This is a genomic window from Actinoalloteichus sp. AHMU CJ021 (assembly GCF_002895405.1).
Classification (GTDB): domain Bacteria; phylum Actinomycetota; class Actinomycetes; order Mycobacteriales; family Pseudonocardiaceae; genus Actinoalloteichus_B; species Actinoalloteichus_B caeruleus.
Window position 1 is genome coordinate 190,168 of the sequence record NZ_CP025990.1, and the last position, 21,070, is coordinate 211,237.

At 76.0% G+C, this 21,070-nt stretch carries 6 protein-coding genes and 1 CRISPR repeat array; of the genes, 3 read left to right on the plus strand and 3 right to left on the minus strand.

The genetic code is table 11. The features are described 5' to 3' along the window. Positions 1 to 16 precede the first annotated feature (16 nt). Positions 17 to 12,355, minus strand: a complete 12,339-nt coding sequence (locus tag C1701_RS00700; RefSeq protein WP_103055315.1) for a type I polyketide synthase — start codon at positions 12,353 to 12,355, stop codon at positions 17 to 19. A 253-nt stretch (positions 12,356 to 12,608) separates the two neighbouring features. Between C1701_RS00700 and C1701_RS00705 the strand changes: the two genes are divergently transcribed. Together C1701_RS00705 and C1701_RS00710 are read left to right on the plus strand one after the other, a co-directional pair. After that, positions 12,609 to 13,625: an FkbO/Hyg5 family chorismatase gene (locus C1701_RS00705; protein WP_337662042.1), complete on the plus strand. Its 1,017-nt coding sequence runs from the start codon at positions 12,609 to 12,611 to the stop codon at positions 13,623 to 13,625. Then, positions 13,622 to 14,845, plus strand: a complete 1,224-nt coding sequence (locus C1701_RS00710; protein WP_337662043.1) for a 3-deoxy-7-phosphoheptulonate synthase — start codon at positions 13,622 to 13,624, stop codon at positions 14,843 to 14,845. The genes C1701_RS00705 and C1701_RS00710 overlap by 4 nt, the downstream gene beginning before the upstream one ends. Positions 14,846 to 14,860: 15 nt before the next feature. On the opposite strand, the gene C1701_RS00715 is transcribed toward C1701_RS00710, so the two are convergent. Both C1701_RS00715 and C1701_RS00720 read right to left on the minus strand, forming a co-directional pair. Then, positions 14,861 to 17,050 carry a BTAD domain-containing putative transcriptional regulator gene (locus C1701_RS00715; protein WP_103055317.1) on the minus strand — a complete coding sequence of 730 codons (2,190 nt, stop codon included), beginning with the start codon at positions 17,048 to 17,050 and terminating at the stop codon, positions 14,861 to 14,863. A 250-nt stretch (positions 17,051 to 17,300) separates the two neighbouring features. Continuing rightward, a CRISPR array of direct repeats spans positions 17,301 to 18,185; the repeat unit is 28 nt; unit sequence GGAACAGCCCCGCGTGCGCGGGGACGAC. A 730-nt stretch (positions 18,186 to 18,915) separates the two neighbouring features. Continuing rightward, on the minus strand, positions 18,916 to 19,914 hold the full coding sequence (locus tag C1701_RS00720; protein ID WP_337662044.1) for an AfsR/SARP family transcriptional regulator: 999 nt from the start codon (positions 19,912 to 19,914) through the stop codon (positions 18,916 to 18,918). Positions 19,915 to 20,297: 383 nt separating this feature from the next. On the opposite strand from C1701_RS00720, the gene C1701_RS00725 reads away from it, so the two are divergent. Continuing rightward, positions 20,298 to 21,035, plus strand: a complete 738-nt coding sequence (locus C1701_RS00725; protein ID WP_337662045.1) for a VC0807 family protein — start codon at positions 20,298 to 20,300, stop codon at positions 21,033 to 21,035. Positions 21,036 to 21,070: the final 35 nt, after the last annotated feature.

Here is a 21,070-nt window from a genome sequence, read left to right on the forward strand (position 1 = left end):
GTCCTGCCTCCGTTCCTCAGGAGATGCCGAACTCGGCGTCGAGCAGCGCGATCAGTTCCTCGTCGCTGGCCGACTCGATGTCCGCCCCACCGGCCCCTGGCGCGTCGTCGAGATCGAGTTCGGCGAGCACGTGGCGGGTGAGCGCGTCCGGGGTGGGGTGGTCGAACGCGGCGGTGGCGGGCAGTCGGAGCCCGGTGGCGGTGTTCAGGCCGTCGCGCAGCCGGACCGAGGCCAGTGAGTCGAACCCCTGTTCGCGGAATCCCCGGCCCGGGTCGACGGAGTCCAACTCGCCGTGTTGGAGGACGGCGGCGGTGGTGTCGAGGACGAGGGCGCGCACGATGCGGTGCCGGGCCGCCGGGTCGGCGGCCCGCAACCGGGCGAGCAGGTCGGCGGGGCCGGCGGTGTCCTCGGCGGCGGGCAGCAGGTCCCGCAGCAGCGGTGGCGGGGTGGGGCCGGCGACGACCGCCCAGTCCAGGTCGGCGACGAGGGTGTCGGCGGGGGCGTCGAGGATCCGCCGCAGCGTCGCCAACGCGCGCTCGGGGTCGAGGTCGCGGACCCCGGGGCGGCGGCCGTGGTCGCCGTCGGAGGCCCAGTGGCCCCAGGCGACGGAGGTGGCGGGCAGGCCCTGGGCTCGGCGGCGGGCGGCGAGGGCGTCGAGGACGGCGTGGCCGGGGGCGTAGCCGCCCTGCCCGGACGCGCCGAGGGTGCCGCCGACCGAGGAGAACAGGACGAACGCGTCCACCTCGTGGTCGCGGCTCACCCGGTCGAGGGCGGTGGCGGCGGTGACCCTGGCGCGCAGCACGCGGGTGAGCTGGGCGTCGGTGAGGTCGGTGAGCATCGCGTCGTCGAGGACCCCGGCGGTGTGCACCACGACGCGGGGGGTCTCGTCGGCGAGGGCGGCCCGCAGGGCGTCCTCGTCGGCCGGGTCGCAGGGAACGGGGTGGACGGCCGAGGGCAGGTCCTCGGGTGGGGGCGTGGCCGGGTCGGTCAGCAGGAGGACGCGCGGGGCCCCCAGGGCGGCCAGCCAGGTGGCGACGAGGCGGCCGGTGGTGCCCTCTCCCCCGGTGACCACGGCGGTGCCCGCCGGCCGCCACCGGCCCGGGGTGGGCGGGGCCGGCGCGGGCCGGATCCGGCGCGTCCACGCCCGGCCCGCCCGCAGGGCCAGTTCGTCCTCGTCGCCGGCCACGGCCGTCGGCAGCCAGGTCAGCGCGTCGAGGTCGACGACGTCGACCAGTCCACCCCAGGAGTCGGGGCGCTCGGCGGCGAGCACCCGTCCCAGCCCCCACTGGGCGGCCTGCCCGGGGTTGGGCACGTCGTCCCCGGGTGCCGCCGAGACCGCGCCGCGGGTGACGATCCACAGCGGAACGCCCTTCGGGAGGGCCTGGACCAGGTGGACGGTCGCGAACAGGCCGCCGGTGGCGGTGCCCTCGTCGGCCAGGGACAGCAGGGAGACCACGCCGGCGGTCTCGCCGTCGGCCAGCAGCCGCGCCAGGCCCGCGCGGGAGGTGTCGGTGGCGGTGCGCACCTCGAACCCGGCCGGGATGCCGGCGGGGACCTCGACGGAGCTCGGGGTGAGGACCAGCCACCGGCCCTCGGGCGGGGTGGTGGCGGGTCGGTGCGGGAGGGGCCGCCACTCCACGCGGTGGCACAGGTCGGCGCCGGCCGGGGTGTGCCAGGTGGCCAGGGCGGGCAGCAGCCGGTCGAGGGCGTGGAGGTCCTCGACGTCGGCCAGCCCGAGCCGGGTCCGGAGCGTCTCGGTGTCGCCGTCGTGGACGGCGGTCCAGAAGTCGTCGTCCCGCTCCTGGGGGGTGTCCGGTTCGTCGATCCAGTAGCGCCGGTGTTGGAAGGGGTAGGTCGGCAGGGCGACGGGCCGGGCGGTGCGCCTGGCGATCACCGTCGACCAGTCGACGGGGACACCCCGCACGTGGGCCTCCGCGACGGCGGTGAGCACCTGCCGGTGGCCGCCGTGGTCCCGTCGGAGGGTGGCGACGAGTCCGACGGGCACGCCGGCGGCCTCGGCGATGTCGCCGGTGGCGGGCAGCAGCACCGGGTGCGGGCTGACCTCCACGAAGGTGCGGTGGCCCCCGGCGAGCAGTGCCTCGGTGGCGGGCAGGTAGCGGACCGGTTCGCGCAGGTTGCGGAACCAGTGGTCGGCGGTGAGTTCCCCGGCCCGCACCCAGTCGCCGCTGACCGTCGAGCGCATCGGCACGGTCGGGTGTCCCGGGTGGATGTCGGCGAGGTCGCGGACCAGGGTGTCCCGGAGCGTGTCGACGGCCGGGCTGTGGGAGGCGTAGTCGACGGCGATGCGGCGGGCCCGCACCCCGGCGGAGTGGAGGGCGGCGGCGAGGGCGTCCAGGTCCTCGGGCGGTCCGGCGAGGACGGTGGCCAGGGGGCCGTTGGTGGCCGCCACGCTCACCCGGCCGGCGTGGGGTGCCAGGTGGTCGGCGGCGTCGGCGGCGGACAGCCCCACCGACAGCATCCCGCCGGTGCCCGCCAGGTCCCGCAGGGCGCGGGCGCGGACGGCGACGACGCGGGCGGCGTCGTCGAGGGAGAGGGCACCGGCGACGCAGGCGGCGGCGATCTCCCCCTGCGAGTGGCCGATGACGGCGTCGGGTCGGACGCCGTGCTCCTCCCACACGGCGGCGAGGGACACCATCATCGCGAACAGCGCGGGTTGCAGGACGTCGACCCGGTCCAGGCCGGCCCCGGTGCGCAGCGCCGCCTCGAGGTCGAGGTCGGCGTGCCGGCGGAGGGCGGCGGCGCAGTCGGCGATCCTGGCCGCGAACACCGGGCTCTCGGCCAGCAGGTCGCGGGCCATGCCGGGCCACTGTGCCCCCTGCCCGGGGAACACGAGGACGGTCCGCGCGTCGGGGTCGACGACCCCGGTGACCACCGACGGCGTCGGACGTGAGGAGGCCAGCGCGCGCAGCCCGGCGTGGAGCCCGTCGCGGTCGGCGCCGAGGACGACGGCGCGCCGGTCGAGGGCGGCCCGCCGGGTCAGCAGTCCGTGGGCGACGTCGGTGACGTCGACGTCGTCGTCGGTGAGCAGGCGGGCGAGGCGGCCGGCCTGCTCGGTGAGCGCGGCCCCGGACCGGGCGGAGAGCAGCAGCGGCGGCGCCGTGGACGGTCCGATGTCGGGTGCCGGGTCGGGCCGTCCGGGCTCGTCGGGGGCCTGTTCGAGGATGACGTGGGCGTTGGTGCCGCTCACCCCGAAGGACGAGACCGCGCCCCGTCGTGGCGCCTCCCCCGTCCAGTCCCTGGCCTCGGTGAGGAGTTCGACGGCGCCGGCGGTCCAGTCGACGTGCCCGGTGGGCCGGTCAACGTGCAGGGTCCTGGGCATCCGGGCGTGCCGCATCGCCTGCACCACCTTGATCAGGCCGGCGACGCCGGCGGCGGCCTGCGAGTGGCCCAGGTTCGACTTGACCGAGCCCAACCACAACGGGGTGTCCCGGTCCCTCCCGTAGGTGGCGAGCAGGGCCTCGGCCTCGATGGGGTCACCGAGCCGGGTGCCGGTGCCGTGGGCCTCGACGAGGTGGACGTCCCGCGCGGCGAGGCCGGCGGATGCCAGCGCCTGCCGGATCACGCGTTGCTGGGCGGGTCCGTTGGGGGCGGTCAGCCCGTTGGAGGCGCCGTCCTGGTTGACCGAGGTCCCCCGCACGACGGCCAGCACGGGGTGACCGTGGCGGCGGGCGTCGGAGAGCCGTTCCACGAGCAGCAACCCGGCGCCCTCGGACCACCCGGTGCCGTCGGCGGCGGCGGCGAAGGGTTTGCACCGGCCGTCGGGGGCCAGGCCCCGTTGCCGGGAGAACTCCACGAACGGTGTGGGGGAGGACATCACGGACGCGCCGCCGGCCAGCGCCAGGTCGCACTCGCCGGACCGCAGGGCCCCCACGGCGAGGTGCAGGGCCACCAGCGACGACGAGCAGGCGGTGTCGACCGTGACGGCGGGACCCTCCAGACCGAAGGTGTAGGCGATGCGGCCGGAGGCGACGCTGCCGGCGGTGCCGTGGCCCAGGTAGCCCTCCAGTTCCCCGGGGACGGTGCGCAACCGGCCCACGTAGTCGTGGTGGATCTGCCCGGCGTAGACGGCGACGGGACTGCCGCGCAGCGCGGTCGGGTCGATCCCGGCGTCCTCGAAGACCTCCCAGGCCAGTTCCAGCAGCAGCCGCTGCTGCGGGTCCATCGCGGTCGCCTCCCGGGGGGAGATCCCGAAGAACGCCGCGTCGAACCCGGCGACGTCGTCGAGGAACGCCCCGGCCCGGACGTAGCTGGTGCCGGTCCGGTCCGGGTCCTCGTCGAACAGGGCGGCGAGGTCCCAGCCCCGGTCGGTGGGGAACGGGCCGACGACGTCGACCTCGTCGTCCACCACCCGCCACAGGTCCTCCGGCGAGGCGATGCCCCCGGGGAACCGGCAGCTCATCCCGATGATCGCCACCGGTTCGTCCTCGGCGGCCGGGGCCGCCCTCGTGGCGGTCCGGGCCGGTGCGGGGGTTCCGTCGAGCGCGGTGAGCAGGTGGGTGGCCAGGGCGGCCGGGGTGGGGTGGTCGAAGGCGGCGGTGGTGGACATCCGCAGCCCGGTCGCCGCCTGGAGCCGGTTGCGCAGTTCCACCCCGGTCAGGGAGTCGAAGCCCTGCTCGGAGAAGGCCCGGTCGGGGACGACGGCCGCCGGGCCCGGGTGGCCGAGGACGGCGGCGGCCTCCGCGCGCACCAGGGCGAGCGCGGCGGCCGGTCGGTCGGCCGCCGGCAGGTCGCCGAGCCGCGCCCCGCCGCCCCGGGCGGGCCGGTCGACGGGCCGGCCCCGGACCAGGACGCGCATCGCGGGTGGCAGGGGGCGCGCGGAGCGCGGGTCGAGCGCGGCGGCCACCACGCAGGGGTCGGGCGAGTCGAGGGCGGCGTCGAACAGGGCGAGGGCCGCGTCGGTGTCCATCGGGAGGACACCGCCCCGCCGCAGGCGTTCCCGGTCCCGGTCGGTGAGGTGGCCGGTCATCCCGCTGACCTCGGCCCACATGCCCCAGGCGATCGAGACGGCGGGCAGGCCGGCGGCCCGCCGTTCCACGGCGAGCGCGTCGAGGGCGGCGTTGGCGGCGGCGTAGCCGGCCTGCCCGGCGCCGCCGAGGGTGCCGGCGATGGACGAGAACAGCACGAACGCGGCGAGGTCGGTGTGGGCGGTGAGCTCGTGCAGGTGGCGGGCGGCGGCGATCTTCGGGTCCAGCACCGCAGGCAGGGTGTCGGGGTCGGTGTTCGCCACGGTGGCGTCGGCGAGGACCCCGGCGGCGTGGACGACCACGCCCAGGTCGTCCACGGTGGCCAGCAGCGCCCGCAGCGCCGCGCGGTCGGCGGCGTCGCAGGCCACCACCCGGACCTCGGCCCCGGCCTCGGCGAGGTCGGCGAGCAGTTCCGGCGCGGCGTGGCCGCCGCGGCTGAGGAGCACCAGGCGGCGGATGCCGTGCCGGGCCGCCAGGTGGCGGGCGACGAGTCCGCCGAGGACACCGGTGCCGCCGGTGATCAGGGCCGTGCCGCCGGGGTCGACCGGTGCCGGCACGGTCAGCACGTTCTTGCCGGTGTGCCGGCCGGCTGCCATGACGCGCAGCGCGGCGCGGGCGTGCCGGACATCCCAGGCCCGGGTGGGTAGGGGCCCGGGGCCGTCGGTGGTCAGCGCGGCGAGCATCTCCCCGATCCGCTCGGGCCCGGCGTCGGTGAGCAGGTCGAACGCCCGGTAGGTGAGCCCGGGTGCGGTGCCGGGGTCGCGGATGTCGGTCTTGCCGAGTTCGACGAAGCGGCCACCGGGCGCGGTCAGGCGCAGCCCGGCGTCGACGAACTCGCCGGTGAGGGAGTTCAGGACGACGTCGACTCCCCGGCCGCCGGTGACCGCGCGGAACCGCTCCTCGAAGCCGGTGTCCCGGGAGGAGGCGATGTGGTCCTCGGGGATGCCGAGGTCCCGCAGCACCGACCACTTCCCGGGGCTGGCGGTGGCGAGGACCCGCGCGCCGTGGCGACGGGCGAGGGCGATCGCGGCCATGCCCACCCCGCCGGTCCCGGCGTGGACCAGCACGGTCTGCCCGGGTTGGAGGCCGGCGACGTCGAACAGGCCGTAGTGGGCGGTGAGCTGGGCGATGGGCACACCCGCCGCGTCGGCGAAGGACCACCCGGCCGGGATCGGCGCGAGCATCCTGGCGTCGGCGACGACCCGGGGCGCGAAGGCACCGTCGACGACGCCGAACACGCGGTCGCCGGGGTGGAGGTGGGTGACGTCCGCGGCGGTCTCCACCACGACCCCGGCGGCCTCGCCGCCGAGCACGTCGTCGGTGACGGCGACCACGCCCAGGGCGAGCAGGACGTCCCGGAAGTTGACGCCGGCGGCGCGGACCGCGATCCGGACCTGGCCGGGCCGCAGGGGGGCTGGTGGCGCGGGGACGGCGGCGAGGTCGTCGAGGGAGCCGGTTCCGCCGATCGCCAACCGCCACGGCCCGTCGGGCACGGGCAGCGGCGGTGGGTCGGTGGGTGGTGGGGCGCTGGCCGGTCGCAGCCGGGCGGCGGTGACGACCCCGTCCCGCACGGCCAGGTCGGACTCGCCGGCGCGCAGCGCGCCGAACACCGCCGGCCAGGCCGGGCCGGGGTCACCGTCCACGGTGGCGAAGGCGCCGGGGTGTTCGGTGGCGGCGGCGCGGAACAGCCCGGTCACCGGCCCGCCGCCCCGGGTGAGCACGACCAGCGTGGCGTCGCGGCCGATCCAGTCCTTGGCCAGGGCGAGCGCGGCGCGGGTGGCGGTGCCCGGGTCACCGGCGGGGGCGCGGACCAGGACGAACTCGGCGTCCTCGACGGGCACCGGGTCCGGCACCGGGTGCGGGGCGGTCAGGTCGGCGTCGAGCGCCGCGACCCGGACGTCGGTCGCGGCCGGGTGGTCGACCGGCACATGGTCGAGGCGGTGCGGTGCCGGCGCGGCGGCGGCGGGGGACCGCAGGGTCAGGGCCTCGACGCGGGCGACGAGCCGGCCGGCGTGGTCGACGGCGACGACCTCGACGGTGGTGGCGTCGAGGACGCGGAGCCGGGCCCGCAGGGCGCGGCCGGTGGGGGCGCGGAGTTCCACGCCGGTGAAGCCGAACGGCAGTGGCGTGCCCGCTCCCCCGACGTCCGCGCCGCTGGCGCCGATGGCCTGGAGCACCGCGTCGAGCAGCGCGGGGTGGCAGGTGAAGTCCCCGCCGGTGTCCTCGGGCAGTTCGACCTCGGCGTGGAGTTCCGCGCCGGGCCCGGTGCCGGTGCGCCACAGCGCCCGCAAGCCCCGGAACAGCGGCCCGTACTCGTAGCCCCGGTCGGCGAGCCGGTCGTAGGCACCGTCGAGGTCGACCGGCTCCGCCGCCCCGGTCGACCAGGCGGCCGGGGCGGGGCCCGGGCCGGCGGCGACGACGGCCCCGGTGGCGTGGGTGGTCCACGGGCGGTCGCCGGCGCGGGCGTGCAGGGCCACCGGGCGGCGGCCGTCCGCGTCGGGCTGGTCGACGACCAGCCGGAGGGTGACCGGGACGTCGAGTTCCACGGCCACGGGGGCGGTGAGGGTCAACTCCTCGATCCGGTCGCAGCCGTGCCCGGCGGCGACGGTGGCCACCAGGTCGAGCACGGCGGTGCCGGGCACCAGGGCGGTGCCGCGCACGGCGTGGTCGGCGAGCCACGGGTGGGTGGTGAGGGAGATCAGCGCGGTGTGGACGGTGGCGTCGGGCAGGTCGACGGACGCGCCCAGCAGCGGGTGGTCGGCGGCGGTGATCCCGGCGGAGCCGAGGTCACCGGTCCCGCCGCCGGCCGGGGGCAGCCAGAACCGCTGGCGGCGGAAGGCGTACCCGGGCAGCGGGACGCGGCGGGCGCCGCTGCCCTGGAACCAGGAGGTCCAGTCGACGTCGACCCCGGCCGTCCACAGCTGGGCGGCGGCGGTGAGCAGGGGGGTGAGGTCGTCGTGGTCGCGGCGCAACGAGCCGGTGACGACCCCGGTGGCCTCCCGCTCGTCGAGGATGTCGGTGAGGCCGACGGTGAGCACGGGGTGCGGGCTGGACTCGACGAACACGCGGTGCCCGTCGGCGAGGGCGGCCTCGACGGCGTCCTGGAACCGCACGGGGTCGCGCAGGTTGCGGAACCAGTACTCCGGTCCCAGGTCGGCGGTGTCGACGCGGGTGCCCGTCACCGTCGAGTAGAAGCGGGTGTCGCAGGCGCGGGGGCGGATGTCGGCGGCGAGGTCCACGAGCCGGTCCCGCAGGGCCTCCATCCGCGGCGAGTGGGAGGCGTAGTCGACGGGGATGCGTCGGGCGCGGATGCCATCATCCGCGCAGGAGGCGACGAGCCGGTCGAGGGCCGCGCCGTCACCGGAGACCACGGTGGACCGGGGCCCGTTGCTGGCGGCGACGACCGTTCCCGGGGGCAGTCGGCGTTCGGTGTCGGCGGCGGACAGCGGGACCGAGACCATGCCGCCGTCGCCGGCGATCTCCCGCAGGGCGCGGGCGCGCAGCGCGATGATCCTGGCGGCGTCACCCAGGTCGAGCCCGCCGGCCACGCAGAGGGCGGCCAGCTCTCCCTGGGAGTGCCCGATGACCGCGTCCGGGCGCACCCCGAGGGAGGTCCAGAGCCGGCCCAGGGCCACCATCACCGCCCACAGCACGGGTTGGACGACGTCGACGGTGTCCAGGCCCGGGGCGCCCTCGGCGCCGGTGAGGACGTCGAGGGCGGAGTACCCCAGGTGGGGGCGGAGGGCGTCATCGCAGGCGGCCAGTTCCGCGCGGAACGGTGCGGACACCGCCAGCAGCCGGGTGCCCATGCCCGCCCACTGGGAGCCCTGGCCGGGGAAGACGAGGACGACGCCGTCCCCTCCTCCGCCCACCGTGGTGGTGACGGCGCGGTCCGACCAGTCGCGCAGCGCCCGCGCCGGGTCCTCGTCGGCGCCGAGGAGCAGCACGCCCCGGTGGTCGAGGGTGGCCCGGCCGGCGGCCAGCGAGAACCCCAGGTCGCTGGCGTCGGCCCCTCCGGACCCGCGGAGGTGGTCGGTGAGGCGGTCGACCTGGGCGCGCAGCGCCTGGTCGTCGCGGCCGGACAGCACGAGGGGGACCAGCGGTGGGGGTGTCCGCGTGGTGGGAGCCGCCTCTGGCGGGGCGGGCGCCTGTTCGAGGACGACGTGGGCGTTGGTGCCGCTGATCCCGAAGGAGGACACGCCGGCGCGGCGGGGGCGGCCGTGGTCGGGCCACGGCTGTTCCTCGGTGAGCAGCGCCAACCCGGAGGTGGCCCAGTCCACGTGGGGGGAGGGCCGGTCGACGTGCAGGGTGCGGGGCAGTCGGCCGGCGCGCAGGGCCAGCACCACCTTGATCACGCCGGCCACGCCGGCGGCCGCCTGGGTGTGGCCGAGATTGGACTTCAGCGATCCCAACCACAGCGGGTGGTCCCGGTCGGCGCCGTAGGTGTCGGCGAGGGCGTTGGCCTCGATGGGGTCGCCCAGCACGGTGCCGGTGCCGTGCGCCTCGACGGCGTCCACCTCGGACGGTTCCAACCCGGCGTCGGCGAGGGCCCGGCGGATCACGGCGCGTTGGGCCTGTCCGTTGGGCACGGTCAGCCCGTGGGAGGCGCCGTCGGAGTTGACGGCGGAGCCGCGCAGCACGGCCAGCACCTCCCGGCCGTCCCGCCGGGCGGCGGACAGCCGCTGGAGGAGCAGCAGTCCGGCCCCCTCGGCCCAGCCGGTGCCGTCCGCGTCGGCGGAGAAGGACCGGCAGCGGCCGTCCGGGGAGAGCCCGCGTTGCCGGGAGAACTCCACGAACAACTGGGGTGTGCTGATGACGGTGGCCGCCCCGGCGAGGGCCAGCTCGCACTCCCCCGCCCGCAGGGACCGGGCGGCCAGGTGCAGGGCGACCAGGGAGGAGGAGCAGGCGGTGTCCACGGTGAGGGCGGGTCCCCGCAGCCCCAGGGTGTAGGCGATGCGGCCGGAGGCGACGCTGCCGAGCTTGCCGACGTCGAGGTAGCCCTCCAGTTCGGGCGGCAGCGGGTCGATGCCGGCTCCGTACTCGTGGCGCATGACCCCGGTGAAGACCCCGACCTCCCGGTCGCGCAGCGAGTCCGGGGCGATGCCGGCGTTCTCCAGCGTCCGCCAGGCCACTTCGAGCAGCAGCCGCTGCTGGGGGTCCATCGCCAGCGCCTCGCGCGGGGAGATCCCGAAGTGCTCGGCGTCGAAGTCCTCGACGTCGGCGCGGAAACCGCCCCGGGTGGTGATCGAGCGCCCCGGCCGGTCCGGGTCGGGGTCGTGCAGCCGGTGCAGGGGCCAGCCCCGGGTGGTGGGGAACTCACCGGTGGCGTCGACGCCGTCGACGACCAGCCGCCACAGGTCCGCCGGGTCGTCGACCCCGCCGGGCAGGCGGCACCCCATGCCGACGATCACGACCGGGTCGTCGTCGGGTTCGGCCGGTGCGGCCCGGCGGCGCGGCTCGGGCCGGGACGAGGTCCCCCCGGCCGTGACCGTGGTGGTGGTGCCGAACAGCCGGTCCCGCAGGAGGCGGGCGACGGAGTCGGGGGTCGGGTGGTCGAAGACGACGGTCGCCGGCAGCGGCACGCCCGCGCGGCGCACCACCGCGTCGCGCACCAGGAGGGCGGTGAGCGAGGTCAGCCCCAGCTCCCCGAACGGCCGGTCGTCGGTCACGTCGGCCCGGTCGACGCCGAGCGCGGCGGCGGTGCCCTCCCGGACCAGGCCGAGGAGCCGCCGGTGCCGTTCCCGGCGGGACAACGGGAGCAGGCTGGCACGGAGGCCGTCCGCGCGCCCCTCGTCGGCGCCGGGCGCGGGCTCCTCGGCGGTGGTCGGGACCTCCGCGAGCAGCCGCCACGGCCGCTCGGCCAGCAGGTGCCGGGTCACCTTGCCGGCGGCCGTCCTGGGCAGGGCGTCGAGCGCGCGCAACTGGGTGGGCACCCGGAACCCGGCGAGCTTCTCCCGGCAGACGCGGAGGACCTCCTCGGGGTCGAGGTCGTCCCGGGCGACGAGGTAGGCGACCGGCACCTCCCCGAGCCGGGGGTCGGGCGCGGGCCCCACGGCGGCGTCGAGGACGCCGGGAGCGCCCAGCAGCACCTGTTCCACCTCGGCGGGGTGGATGTTCTCCCCACCTCGGATGATGAGTTCGGAGATGCGGCCGGTGACGGTCAGGTAGCCGTGGTCGTCGCGGCGGGCCAGGTCGCCGGTGCGGTACCAGCCGCCGGGCAGCGCGTCCGCCGTGGCCCCGGGGTCCCGGTGGTAGCCGGCCATGACGTTGGGGCCGCGCACCCACACCTCGCCGTCCTCGCCGACCGGCACGTCGGTGCGGGTGCCCGGGTCGACCAGCCGCACGGACAGGCCGGGCACGGGCAGCCCGCACGACCCGGGGACGCGGGTGCCACCGGGCCAGTTCGTGGTGATGGGCCCGCAGGTCTCGGTGGTGCCGTAGCTGTCGATCAGCGGGGCACCGAACCGGGCCTCGACGCGGGCCGGCAGCTCGGCGCCGCCGACCGCGCCGGCGGTCAGGCACAGCCGGAGCCCGGGGGCGACGATGCCGTCGGCGTCGGCGGCCCGCAGCAGCTCCTGGTACATGGCGGGCACCCCGACCAGCACGCTGAACTCCCCGGCCGCCAGCCCCGCCAGCACCTCCTCGGCGGCGAAGCCGGAGGTGACGTGGGCGCTGGCGCCCACCGCCAGCACGCCGAGGGTGCCGAGGTGGTGGCCGAGGCAGTGGTGCAGCGGCAGCGGCCACAGCACGCGGTCCTCGCCGCTCAGGCCGAGGATCGGGGCGTAGCAGGCGGCGATCGTCCACAGCGAGTTCCGCGTGGAGGAACGCACACCCTTGGGTCGGCCGGTGGTCCCGGAGGTGTAGAGCATGAACGCCCAGTCGTCCACCCCGAGGTCGTCGCGGGCGGGTTCCGGCGCGGGGCTGGTGGCGAGGTCCTCGAACCGGGGGCCGTCCCAGTCCACCGGGTCGACCTCGTCGGCGAGGACAGTGGTCAGCGCGGGCGCCACCCGGGTGAGCCTGGCGATCCGCGCCGGGTCGGTGATGACGGCGACGGCGCCGCTGTCCGCCAGGAGGTGGGCCAGCTCGTCGTCGCTGGACAGGGGGTTGACCGGCACCCCGACCGCCGAGGCGCGGGCGGTGGCGAGGTAGCTCTCCACGAGGGACACGCCGTTGCCGAGCACGAACGCCACCCGCTCCCCCGGGGCCACCCCGAGGGCGGCCAGGTGCCCGGCGAGCCGCCCGGTGCGGGCGGACAGCTCCGCGTAGCTCACGGAACGGCGGGCGTCGGAGTAGGCGGTGCGCTCCGGGATGTCGCGGGCGTGGTCGCGCACCAGCTCGTGGACGGGGCGGATCAACTCGGTCCTGAGCATGTCACCACACTTCGCTCACTGGGGTCGGGGCCGCCCGGCGCGGGGAGCGGGGCGCGACAGGCGGCCACGTTACGAACGGCGACCGTCGGCACGCTGCGGAAGAAGCCCACCGCACGGCCATCCCCCGGGAATCCGGGCGGCCGCTCACCAGCCCGCTGTTACCGACAGGTGGAAGTCCGGCACTGCGCCGGGACTGGCCTGGTTCCTAGCGTCGGGGCCGACAGCCGTCGGAACTCCACTGCTGGGGTGGTCCATGACTCGCTCGCCCGTCCAGCCCGTGGGCGCGCTCGCCCCGCTGCTGCTCGCCCCCGACTCCGACTCGGCGTCCGCCGAGGACGGCCCGGTGCTCGGCGTCAACCGGTACCTGGACGTCGCGTCGGCCCCGGCGGACGCGGCGCACCCGGGCATGACCGTGCCGCTGGCCGCCCCGACCGACGAGGTCGCCGAGGTGTGGCCCGCCGACGGCCCCATCCGCTCCGGGGACCACGGCGGCATCCGGTACGCCCACTCGGACCGCTTCCTGTTCTGCTCGGCGCGGCTGCCCGGCTCCGGCTCCGGTGCCCGGGAGGTCGGCCGGATGTACCGGGAGCTGTTCGCGCTGCTGGCCCGCCTCGACTACCCCCGGCTGGTCCGGGTCTGGAACCACATCGCCGGCATCAACGACCGCACCGGGACCGGTGAGGAGACCTACCGCGACTTCTGCGTGGGCCGCAGCCTGGCCCTGGAGGAGTTGGGGATGCTCAGCGACATGCCGGCCACGACGGTGATCGGCGCGGCGGCCGGCGGCGTCGAGCTGTCGTTGATCGCCACCCGGGGTGTCGACCCGGTCAACGTGGAGAACCCCCGGCAGGTCCCGGCCTACCACTACCCGTCCCGGTACGGGCGGCGCGCCCCGAACTTCGCCCGCGCCACCTACCTGCCCCGGCACGGCGACCCGGCGGCGCGGGGCTCGGTCCTCGTCTCGGGCACCGCCAGCATCATCGGCCACGAAACCCGGCACGTGGGCGACGTGCGCGCGCAGTGCCGGACCGCCCTGGGGAACGTCGAGTTGCTGGTGGGCCCGGAGAACCTGGGCCGCCACGGCGTCGACCACGCCTACGGGCTCGCCGACCTGCGGGCCGCGAAGGTGTACGTGCGGCACGCCGAGGACCTGCCCGCCGTCCGCGAGGTCTGCGCCGAGCTGTTGCCCGCCGACGGCCGGGTCGCCTACCTGCGGGCCGACATCTGCCGCGCCGACCTGCTCGTCGAGGTCGAGGGCGTCGCGACGTGACCTCCGGCGAGGTCGGGGAGGCGGGCGCCCTGCCCGTCGGGGCGGTTGGCCGGGGCGGGTTCCCCGCCGGGGTGGACTGGCACGGGGTGCCCGCGCTCCAGCAGCTGGACTGGCGGTGGGACGAGTCCCACACACCCGTCCTCCGGGCCCTGGAGGCGGCCGAGCCGCTGGTCACCGGGGCGGAGGTCCGGGAACTGTCGACCCGGCTCGCCGCCGTCTGCTCGGGCGACGGGGTGCTGGTGCAGGCCGGTGACTGCGCGGAGAGCTTCCACGCGGCCTCGGACCCGCGCACCGACGCGGTGGTGGCGGTCCTGGACCGGTTGGCGGCCGGGTTCGGAGGTGGGCGCCCGGTCCTGCGGGTGGGCCGGATCGGTGGCCAGTTCGCCAAACCCCGGTCGCGGTCGGAGGAGGTGGTCGACGGGGTGCCGCTGCCGCCGTTCCGGGGGCACCTCGTCAACTCCGAGGTCGCCGACGCGCGCGCCCGGCGCCCCGACCCCCGCCGGATGCTGACCGGCTACCGGTTGGCCGCCTCGGCCCACCGCAGGCTCGCCGCCCACCGGGCGTCACGCCCCGACGGGTGGGGGCCGTGGTCCAGCCACGAGGCACTGGTCCTGGACTACGAATCGGCGTTCCTGCGCCCGGACGACACCGGGGAGCTGGTGTTGGGGTCCACCCACTTCCCCTGGGTCGGGGAACGGACCCGCCAACTCGACCACGGGCAGGTCCGGTTGGTGGCCTCGGCCGGCAACCCGGTGGCGTGCAAGCTCGGCCCCGGGGCGACGGGTGAGGACGTGGTCCGGCTGTGCGAGGTCCTCAACCCCGACCGGACCCCGGGCCGGTTGACCTTCGTGGTGCGGATGGGGGTGCCGGCCATCACCTCGGCCCTGCCGCCGCTGCTGCGCGCCGTGCGCGCGGTCCATCACCCGGTGGTGTGGGTCAGCGACCCGATGCACGCGAACACCGTCGCCGCACCCGGCGGTCGGAAGACCCGGTTCCTGACGGCGATGGTCGAGGAGGTCGGCTGGTTCACCCGGATCGTCCGCGACCACGGCGAGCACGCCGGCGGACTGCACCTGGAGGTGGCCGCCGAGGAGGTCACCGAGTGCGTGGGCGGGCCCGTGCCCGACGTCGAGGCGTTGGACGCCCGCTACGAGACGCTGTGCGATCCGAGGCTCAGCCCGGCCCAGGCGGCGGAACTCGTCGCCCGGGCCGGGTTCTGACCGTCACGCGGGCGATCAGCCCGGGATCGCGGCGACGGCCGGGACCGGTACCCCGGCCTCCGCCCCACGCGGGTTGAACCGGGCGAAACCGGCCATGCCCTCGCGGTGGGCGGCCTGGTCGTCCCCGGCGGCGTTGAACCGGGCCGCGTACTCCAGCGCGCGCAGCGGGCAGCCCCGGATCTCGCCGAGCAGCTCCCGCCACTCGCCGGTGGCGGCCGACGGCTGGGACGGGCCGAGGTGCGACTGGCGGCGACGCGGGTTGAGCACCACGTCCAGCAGCCGGGTGACCGCGTTGTCGGTCAACCGGTCGAGGACGAAGCTCAACGAGTTGGGGCCGGTGGCGTTCTCGGACACGCGACGGGAGAACGCGTCCCTGGCGGTGGTCACGATCATCAGCGGCAGCGGGTCCGGGGTGTCGACGAGGGCGGCCAGCGCGGCGAGGAGGTCGTCGTCCGCGTGGTGCGCGTCGTCGACGACGACGAGCGCGGGCTGCCGACTGGCGAGACCCCGCAACGCCTCCACCCCGCCGCCCGGCTGGTCCCGGACCAGTTCGGACAGGACCGTGCCGGCGTCGCCGTGGCCGGGCCGCACTCGGGTGCGCAGGACCCGGGTGGTGTTCAGCGTGCCGTCCCGCAGCTGGTCGACGAGTTCGGACACCAGCCGTGTCTTGCCGACGCCGGGGGCGCCGAGCAGTGTCACCATCGCCGGTCGTCCCGTCGCGTGGGTGCGGGCCGCGGTGCGCTGCAACAGGTCCAGTTCGAAGGACCTGCCCACGAAGGGGGTGGGGCCGTGCCAGGAGCTGGGGAGCTCCGCCGGTGCCCCGGTGGGTCGTGGTCGTGCCGCGAAGGGGCCGTGTCCGACCGGTCCCTCGGGTGGGGCGGTGTTGAGGACGACCCGGCCGGGGGTGGCGGCGGCGGCGAGCCGTCGGCAGCTGTCGAGCACGACGGCGGCGACCTTCGGCACGGCGGTGTCCCCGTCGACGAGCCGGGTGACCACCGCCTCCCCGGAGTGCACGGCCACCCGGACCTCGGCGGGGTGGAAGTCGACCACCGAGCGGCGGGCGATGGCGCCGGCGGCGGCGAGCGCGCGGTCGGCGTGGTCGGGCTGCCTGCCGGACGCGCCGAAGTAGCCGCACCAGGACGAACCTGGGCCGGGCGCGGGCTGCCCGCCGTGGTGGCGGATCTGCTGGCACACGAACCCCTCCACGGTGGCCGCGTGCTCGGCGGTGGTCATGACCATGACCACCGTGAGGGCCCGCTGTTCGGCGACCGCCCCGTTCTCCGGGATGGGGCCGGGGGCCGGGCGGGCCGGCTCCGGCGGGGCCGGGGCGCCGAGCCGGGTCGCCGACGCGCCACCGTTGTGCCGTGGCGCGGGCGCGAGGGCGGGCGACGGAGCGGCGCCGGGGACCACGGTGGGCCCGGGCACCCCGGCTGCTGCCCCGGGAGTGGTGGGTGCCGCCAGCTCGGGCCGCTGGTTGAGGATGTCCCGTTCGAGGGTGCGCAGGGTTTCCCCTGGTTCCACGCCGAGTTCCGCGACCAGCCGGGTGCGCAGGGAGCGGTAGGCGGCAAGCGCCTCGTGTTGGCGCCCGCACCGGTACGCGGCGAGCATCAACAGCCCGCACAGGCGTTCCCGCAGGGGGTCCGCCGTGACGGCCAGTTCGAGCTCCCCGACGACGTCCTGGTGCCGTCCCCTGGCCAGTTCCGCCTCGAACCTGTCCTCGACGGCGGAGGCGCGGGCCTCCCGGAGCACGTTCAGCTCCGGCCAGTCGAACCCCAGCTCCACGAGGTCCGCCAGCGGATCTCCCCGCCACAGCCCGAGGGCCAGGCGGAGGGACTCGGCCGCGCCGGCGGGATCGCCGGCCCGCAGGGCGGCGCGGCCCCGCTCGGCCAGGTCGGTGAACGCGTGGCGGTCGACGCGGACCGGGTCGACCTGGAGCAGGTAGCCGGGGGCGTGCGTGAGCAGGATCGGCGCGTCCTCCTCGGCGGCGAGCAGCCCGCGCAGCCCCGACACCGCGTTCTGCAACATCTTCCGGGCGGTGCGTGGCGCGTTGTCGCCCCACATGGTGCGCAGGAGCCTGCTGGTGGGGATGACCTCGTTGCCGTGGAGCAGCAGGTAGGCGAGAACGGCACGTTGGTGCACTCCGGACACCGGGAGCGGCGCGCCGCCTCGCGACACCGACAGCGGCCCCAGTATTCCGAACTCCATGGTCCTCCTCCTGTCGGTACGACGTCCCCCTGTTGGGGGACGTTATGTCCGGGACCAGTAAGGAAAACCTCACTACCTCATTGGCGAATCGGTGAGTCGGCAACATCGACCGACTGACTCTCACCGTCGGTGACGACGTGCGGGTGGGCCGTCGCTCTCCGCTTCGCAGCTGAGCGCGGAGCCCCCATCAATCCTCGGGACCAGCTTCGCGCGGGGACGACGTGGCGGGTTGACGGACGGCCACCACCTGGGAACAGCCCCGCGTGCGCGGGGACGACTCGCCGCCGCCGCTGGCCCGGACGGCCGGTGGCGGAACAGCCCCGCGTGCGCGGGGACGACGGGCGCCCTCTCCGTGCCCGCGCCTCCTACGACGGAACAGCCCCGCGTGCGCGGGGACGACTCCGCCGGGCCGAGCTGGCCGCCCGTCCAAGTCAGGAACAGCCCCGCGTGCGCGGGGACGACATCGCCATCGACCGCCACCAGCAGGACGGGACCGGAACAGCCCCGCGTGCGCGGGGACGACTCCGCCGGGCCGAGCTGGCCGCCCGTCCAAGTCAGGAACAGCCCCGCGTGCGCGGGGACGACGTGCCGCTGATCCCCCGCAGTGATCGTGACGGAGGAACAGCCCCGCGTGCGCGGGGACGACGACCGGCTCCAGAGTGCGGCCCGTCGCAGCGAAGGAACAGCCCCGCGTGCGCGGGGACGACCGACCGTGCTCTCCGACGAACCGGACCCGGACCCGGAACAGCCCCGCGTGCGCGGGGACGACGCAGCGCCTCGGTGTGATCCGCCGTGGCCTGCGGGAACAGCCCCGCGTGCGCGGGGACGACGCTGGTCTCACCCGCCCCACGTGGGGGCGGAAGGGAACAGCCCCGCGTGCGCGGGGACGACGGCCGCATCCGGATCGTGCTGGTCGGCGGGTCCGGAACAGCCCCGCGTGCGCGGGGACGACGATTCGTGTTCCTGGAGAACGTCGCAGCGATCCGGAACAGCCCCGCGTGCGCGGGGACGACAACGGGGTGCACCCAGTGCACCCAAAGCAGTCCGGAACAGCCCCGCGTGCGCGGGGACGACACTTCATCGAAACGATGAAGGAAATGTCTACCCGGAACAGCCCCGCGTGCGCGGGGACGACACTTCTTGACCTGCGGCGTTACGAGCGACACGACCGATTCTCATTCACTTTCCCGACGGTCTCCCGCATCCCACAGATCCTCCCTGCCCACAGTATCCCGTCCCCCCGCCACAGCCCTCCAGCAGGCCCTTCGCGACTCCACCAGGCGTCCCCACGACCCGCCGCCGCCCTCCCGCGACGGCGAGGACATCCGCACCGCTCGACCACGCGCCGCCCACCAGCACGAAACTGTCCGCAATTCCCGTCAGCCACCACATCGCGCCATACCTGGTGAAACATCCACAACAACTGCCGTTCCCGCCCTCCCCGCCGTCCCTCACACCTCTCACCACCATCTGACCTGCGAGTTCTCGCCCGTTCGTACCTCGAACCACGAAGAAACGGTCCGCACGACCACTCGCTCACGCGACCCGAGCGGGCTGTCCACTCCCTGCCGTTCGGCGGCGAAGCACAGTTCCGGCCGCCCTCCGGCGCCCGCAGGCCTACCCATCCCTGGCAATTCAGGTCACGAACTGCCCTGAATTCGGCCACACCACCACCCGTGGCCGAACGGTTCCTCACTTCGCTGGCAGCCCGACGCTGGGGAGCATGCGCTCAACCGGCTTTTCCAGCACCCCCACCGCCGGGGACAGCCGAGCACGGCCTCCAGGCGAGGTTGACGCGGCGCGGGAACCGGGACGCGCTCACGGGTGGGAGCCTGGCCGACCTCGGAGGCGATGGTTCAGCAGTGTCACGCCCTCACCTCCGACAGCAACTCCGCCGGTGCCGCCTCCACTCCCCGTTCGCGTTCGGACAGCAGGCGGACCCCCTCGTCGACCAGGGCGGCCGGTACGGGCTCCTCCGCCGGCCCGGCGGGCAGCACGACCGCTGAGACGGTGCGGGCCCGGCCGCCCTCCCGGCCGATCAGGTCCGCCCGGATGCGGCCGGCGACGGCACGGGCCTCGGCGGGCGGTGCGGGCAGGACGGCGATGACCAGCGACCCGAACTCGACGTGGACCCGCCCTCCGGCGGCGCGCAGATGCGCGTGCACCCGGGCGGCGGCCCACGCCTCCCGGTGGGTCGTCTCGGCGGGGGACTCACCGGGTGTGGCCGGGGACTCGGCGGTCACCAACAGCACGCTGCTCGTGCCGAGCCCACCACCGTCCGGTCCAATCACCTCCCGGGGAGGACGGTCCGGTTCGGGGCGGGCCGCGAGGGCACCGCCCGCTTCGGACTCCTCGACGATCCGTTCCTCCACGGCGCGCCGCAGCCGCAGGAGGTCCCGCCACTCGGCCCACTCCGCCTCCAGGGACCCCGGTGCTGGTTGGGGTGCCTCGGGCGGCCACACCGCCAGCGCGGAGCGGAGGCGGTCGAGTCCCTGCCTCCGGTCGCCGTCGCGCAGGAGGCGGAGCCCGTCCTCGGCGTGCCGCGCGAAGCGCCCGGCGTCGACCCGGTCGGGGTCGATGCGCAGGAGGTAGCCCGGGGAGTGGGTGAGGAGCACCGCGCCGCCCGAGGGGTCGTCGTCCTGGGCCAGCACACCCCGGAGCTCGGAGACGGTGTTCTGGATCATCTTCCGCCCGGTCCTGGGGGGTTCGTCGCGCCACAGGGCCGCGAGCAGGTCCTCGATCGACACCACGGAGTTCGCCCGCAACGCCAGGTAGCGCAGGACCGCCCGGTGCTTGGGCCCGCCGAGCAGCAGGGCCGTTCCCCGCGCCTCCGCCCGGACCGCGCCCAGTACACGAATTCGCATCCTTCGGCCCCGCTTTCGGATCAGGCGTCGGTGCTGTGCCGCCGCTCCGCCGTCGTGGTGGGTCGTCCCGCGCTGCCGTGCCCGCCCGGCGCGGTGTCGTGGGTCCGCCGTCCCGCTCCCCCGCCCCGTCACGGCCGGACGCCTACGGAGCGCGGTGCCCCGCTGGGAGGGCCACCGCCGGTCACCGGAACGGCGGTGGCCCCGTGGACCGGGCACGCTAGCCATCCGTGCCACCCCGGTGACAGTGCGTGCTTCCACCGGTGGGGTCAGCGGGCGGTAACCGGTGGGCGGTCACTGACCGAGCGGTGGAGGATCTCCCGGGGTACCGGGCGGCGCTCCGTTCGACAATGGTCGGGGCCGGGGAAACCGTGGGAGGAGGCCGGGTGGGCGGAGACGAGCGGCGTCCTCGCTCGCCGGTTCGCCCCGCGCGGGTGTTGGGCGGGGTGTTCCTCGACGCCGGCCTGTCGGTGTCGGCGTACCTGGTGTTCCGGTGGGCCGGGGCCGGTGACTACCTGGCGTTGCTGGCCGGGACCGTCGTCGCCGGTCTGCGGCTGGGCTGGGTGCTGTTGCGCACCCGGCGGCTCGACGCGTTCGCCTTGTTCATGACGGCCACCTTCGCGGTGGGCCTCGGCCTGTCGTTCGTCACGGGAGACGCCCGGTTCCTGCTGCTCAAGGAGTCGGTGGGCACCGCCGTCACCGGGCTGCTGTTCCTGCTGACCTGCCTGCTGCGCCGTCCGCTGCTCTACGCGGCGTCCAAGCGCTTCGCCGGTCTCGACGCGGCGGAGTCGACGGCGTGGGATGAGCGGTGGCGGGCCAGCCCGCACTTCCGCCGGCTCTTCTACCGCACCACCATCGTGTGGGGGTTGGGATTCGTCGCGGAGGCGGTGCTGCGGGTGCCGTTGGTGTTCCTGCTCCCGATCCCGGTGATGGCCACGGTGGGCTCACTCGGCACACCCGTGCTCATCGTGGGCCTGCTGGGGTGGACGCTGTGGTACGGGCCCCGCCGGGAACTCCGGGTCCAGGAGATCGAACGCGCCGAATCCGCCGGAGCGGCGGGAACGGATCGCGAGAACGCCCTCCCAGCCGGCACCGAGGCGCGGGACCGGACGACGAGCGGCTGACCGGCCGGTGCGGGGCACCCGAGCCCGCTGGCACC

What these genes read in the sequence shown, in the direction of transcription:
- C1701_RS00700 (WP_103055315.1), bottom strand. Translation starts at nt 12,355, where the DNA reads ATGCTCAGGACCGAGTTGATCCGCCCCGTCCACGAGCTGGTGCGCGAC.
- C1701_RS00705 (WP_337662042.1), top strand. Translation starts at nt 12,609, where the DNA reads ATGACTCGCTCGCCCGTCCAGCCCGTGGGCGCGCTCGCCCCGCTGCTG.
- C1701_RS00715 (WP_103055317.1), bottom strand. Translation starts at nt 17,050, where the DNA reads ATGGAGTTCGGAATACTGGGGCCGCTGTCGGTGTCGCGAGGCGGCGCG.
- C1701_RS00720 (WP_337662044.1), bottom strand. Translation starts at nt 19,914, where the DNA reads ATGCGAATTCGTGTACTGGGCGCGGTCCGGGCGGAGGCGCGGGGAACG.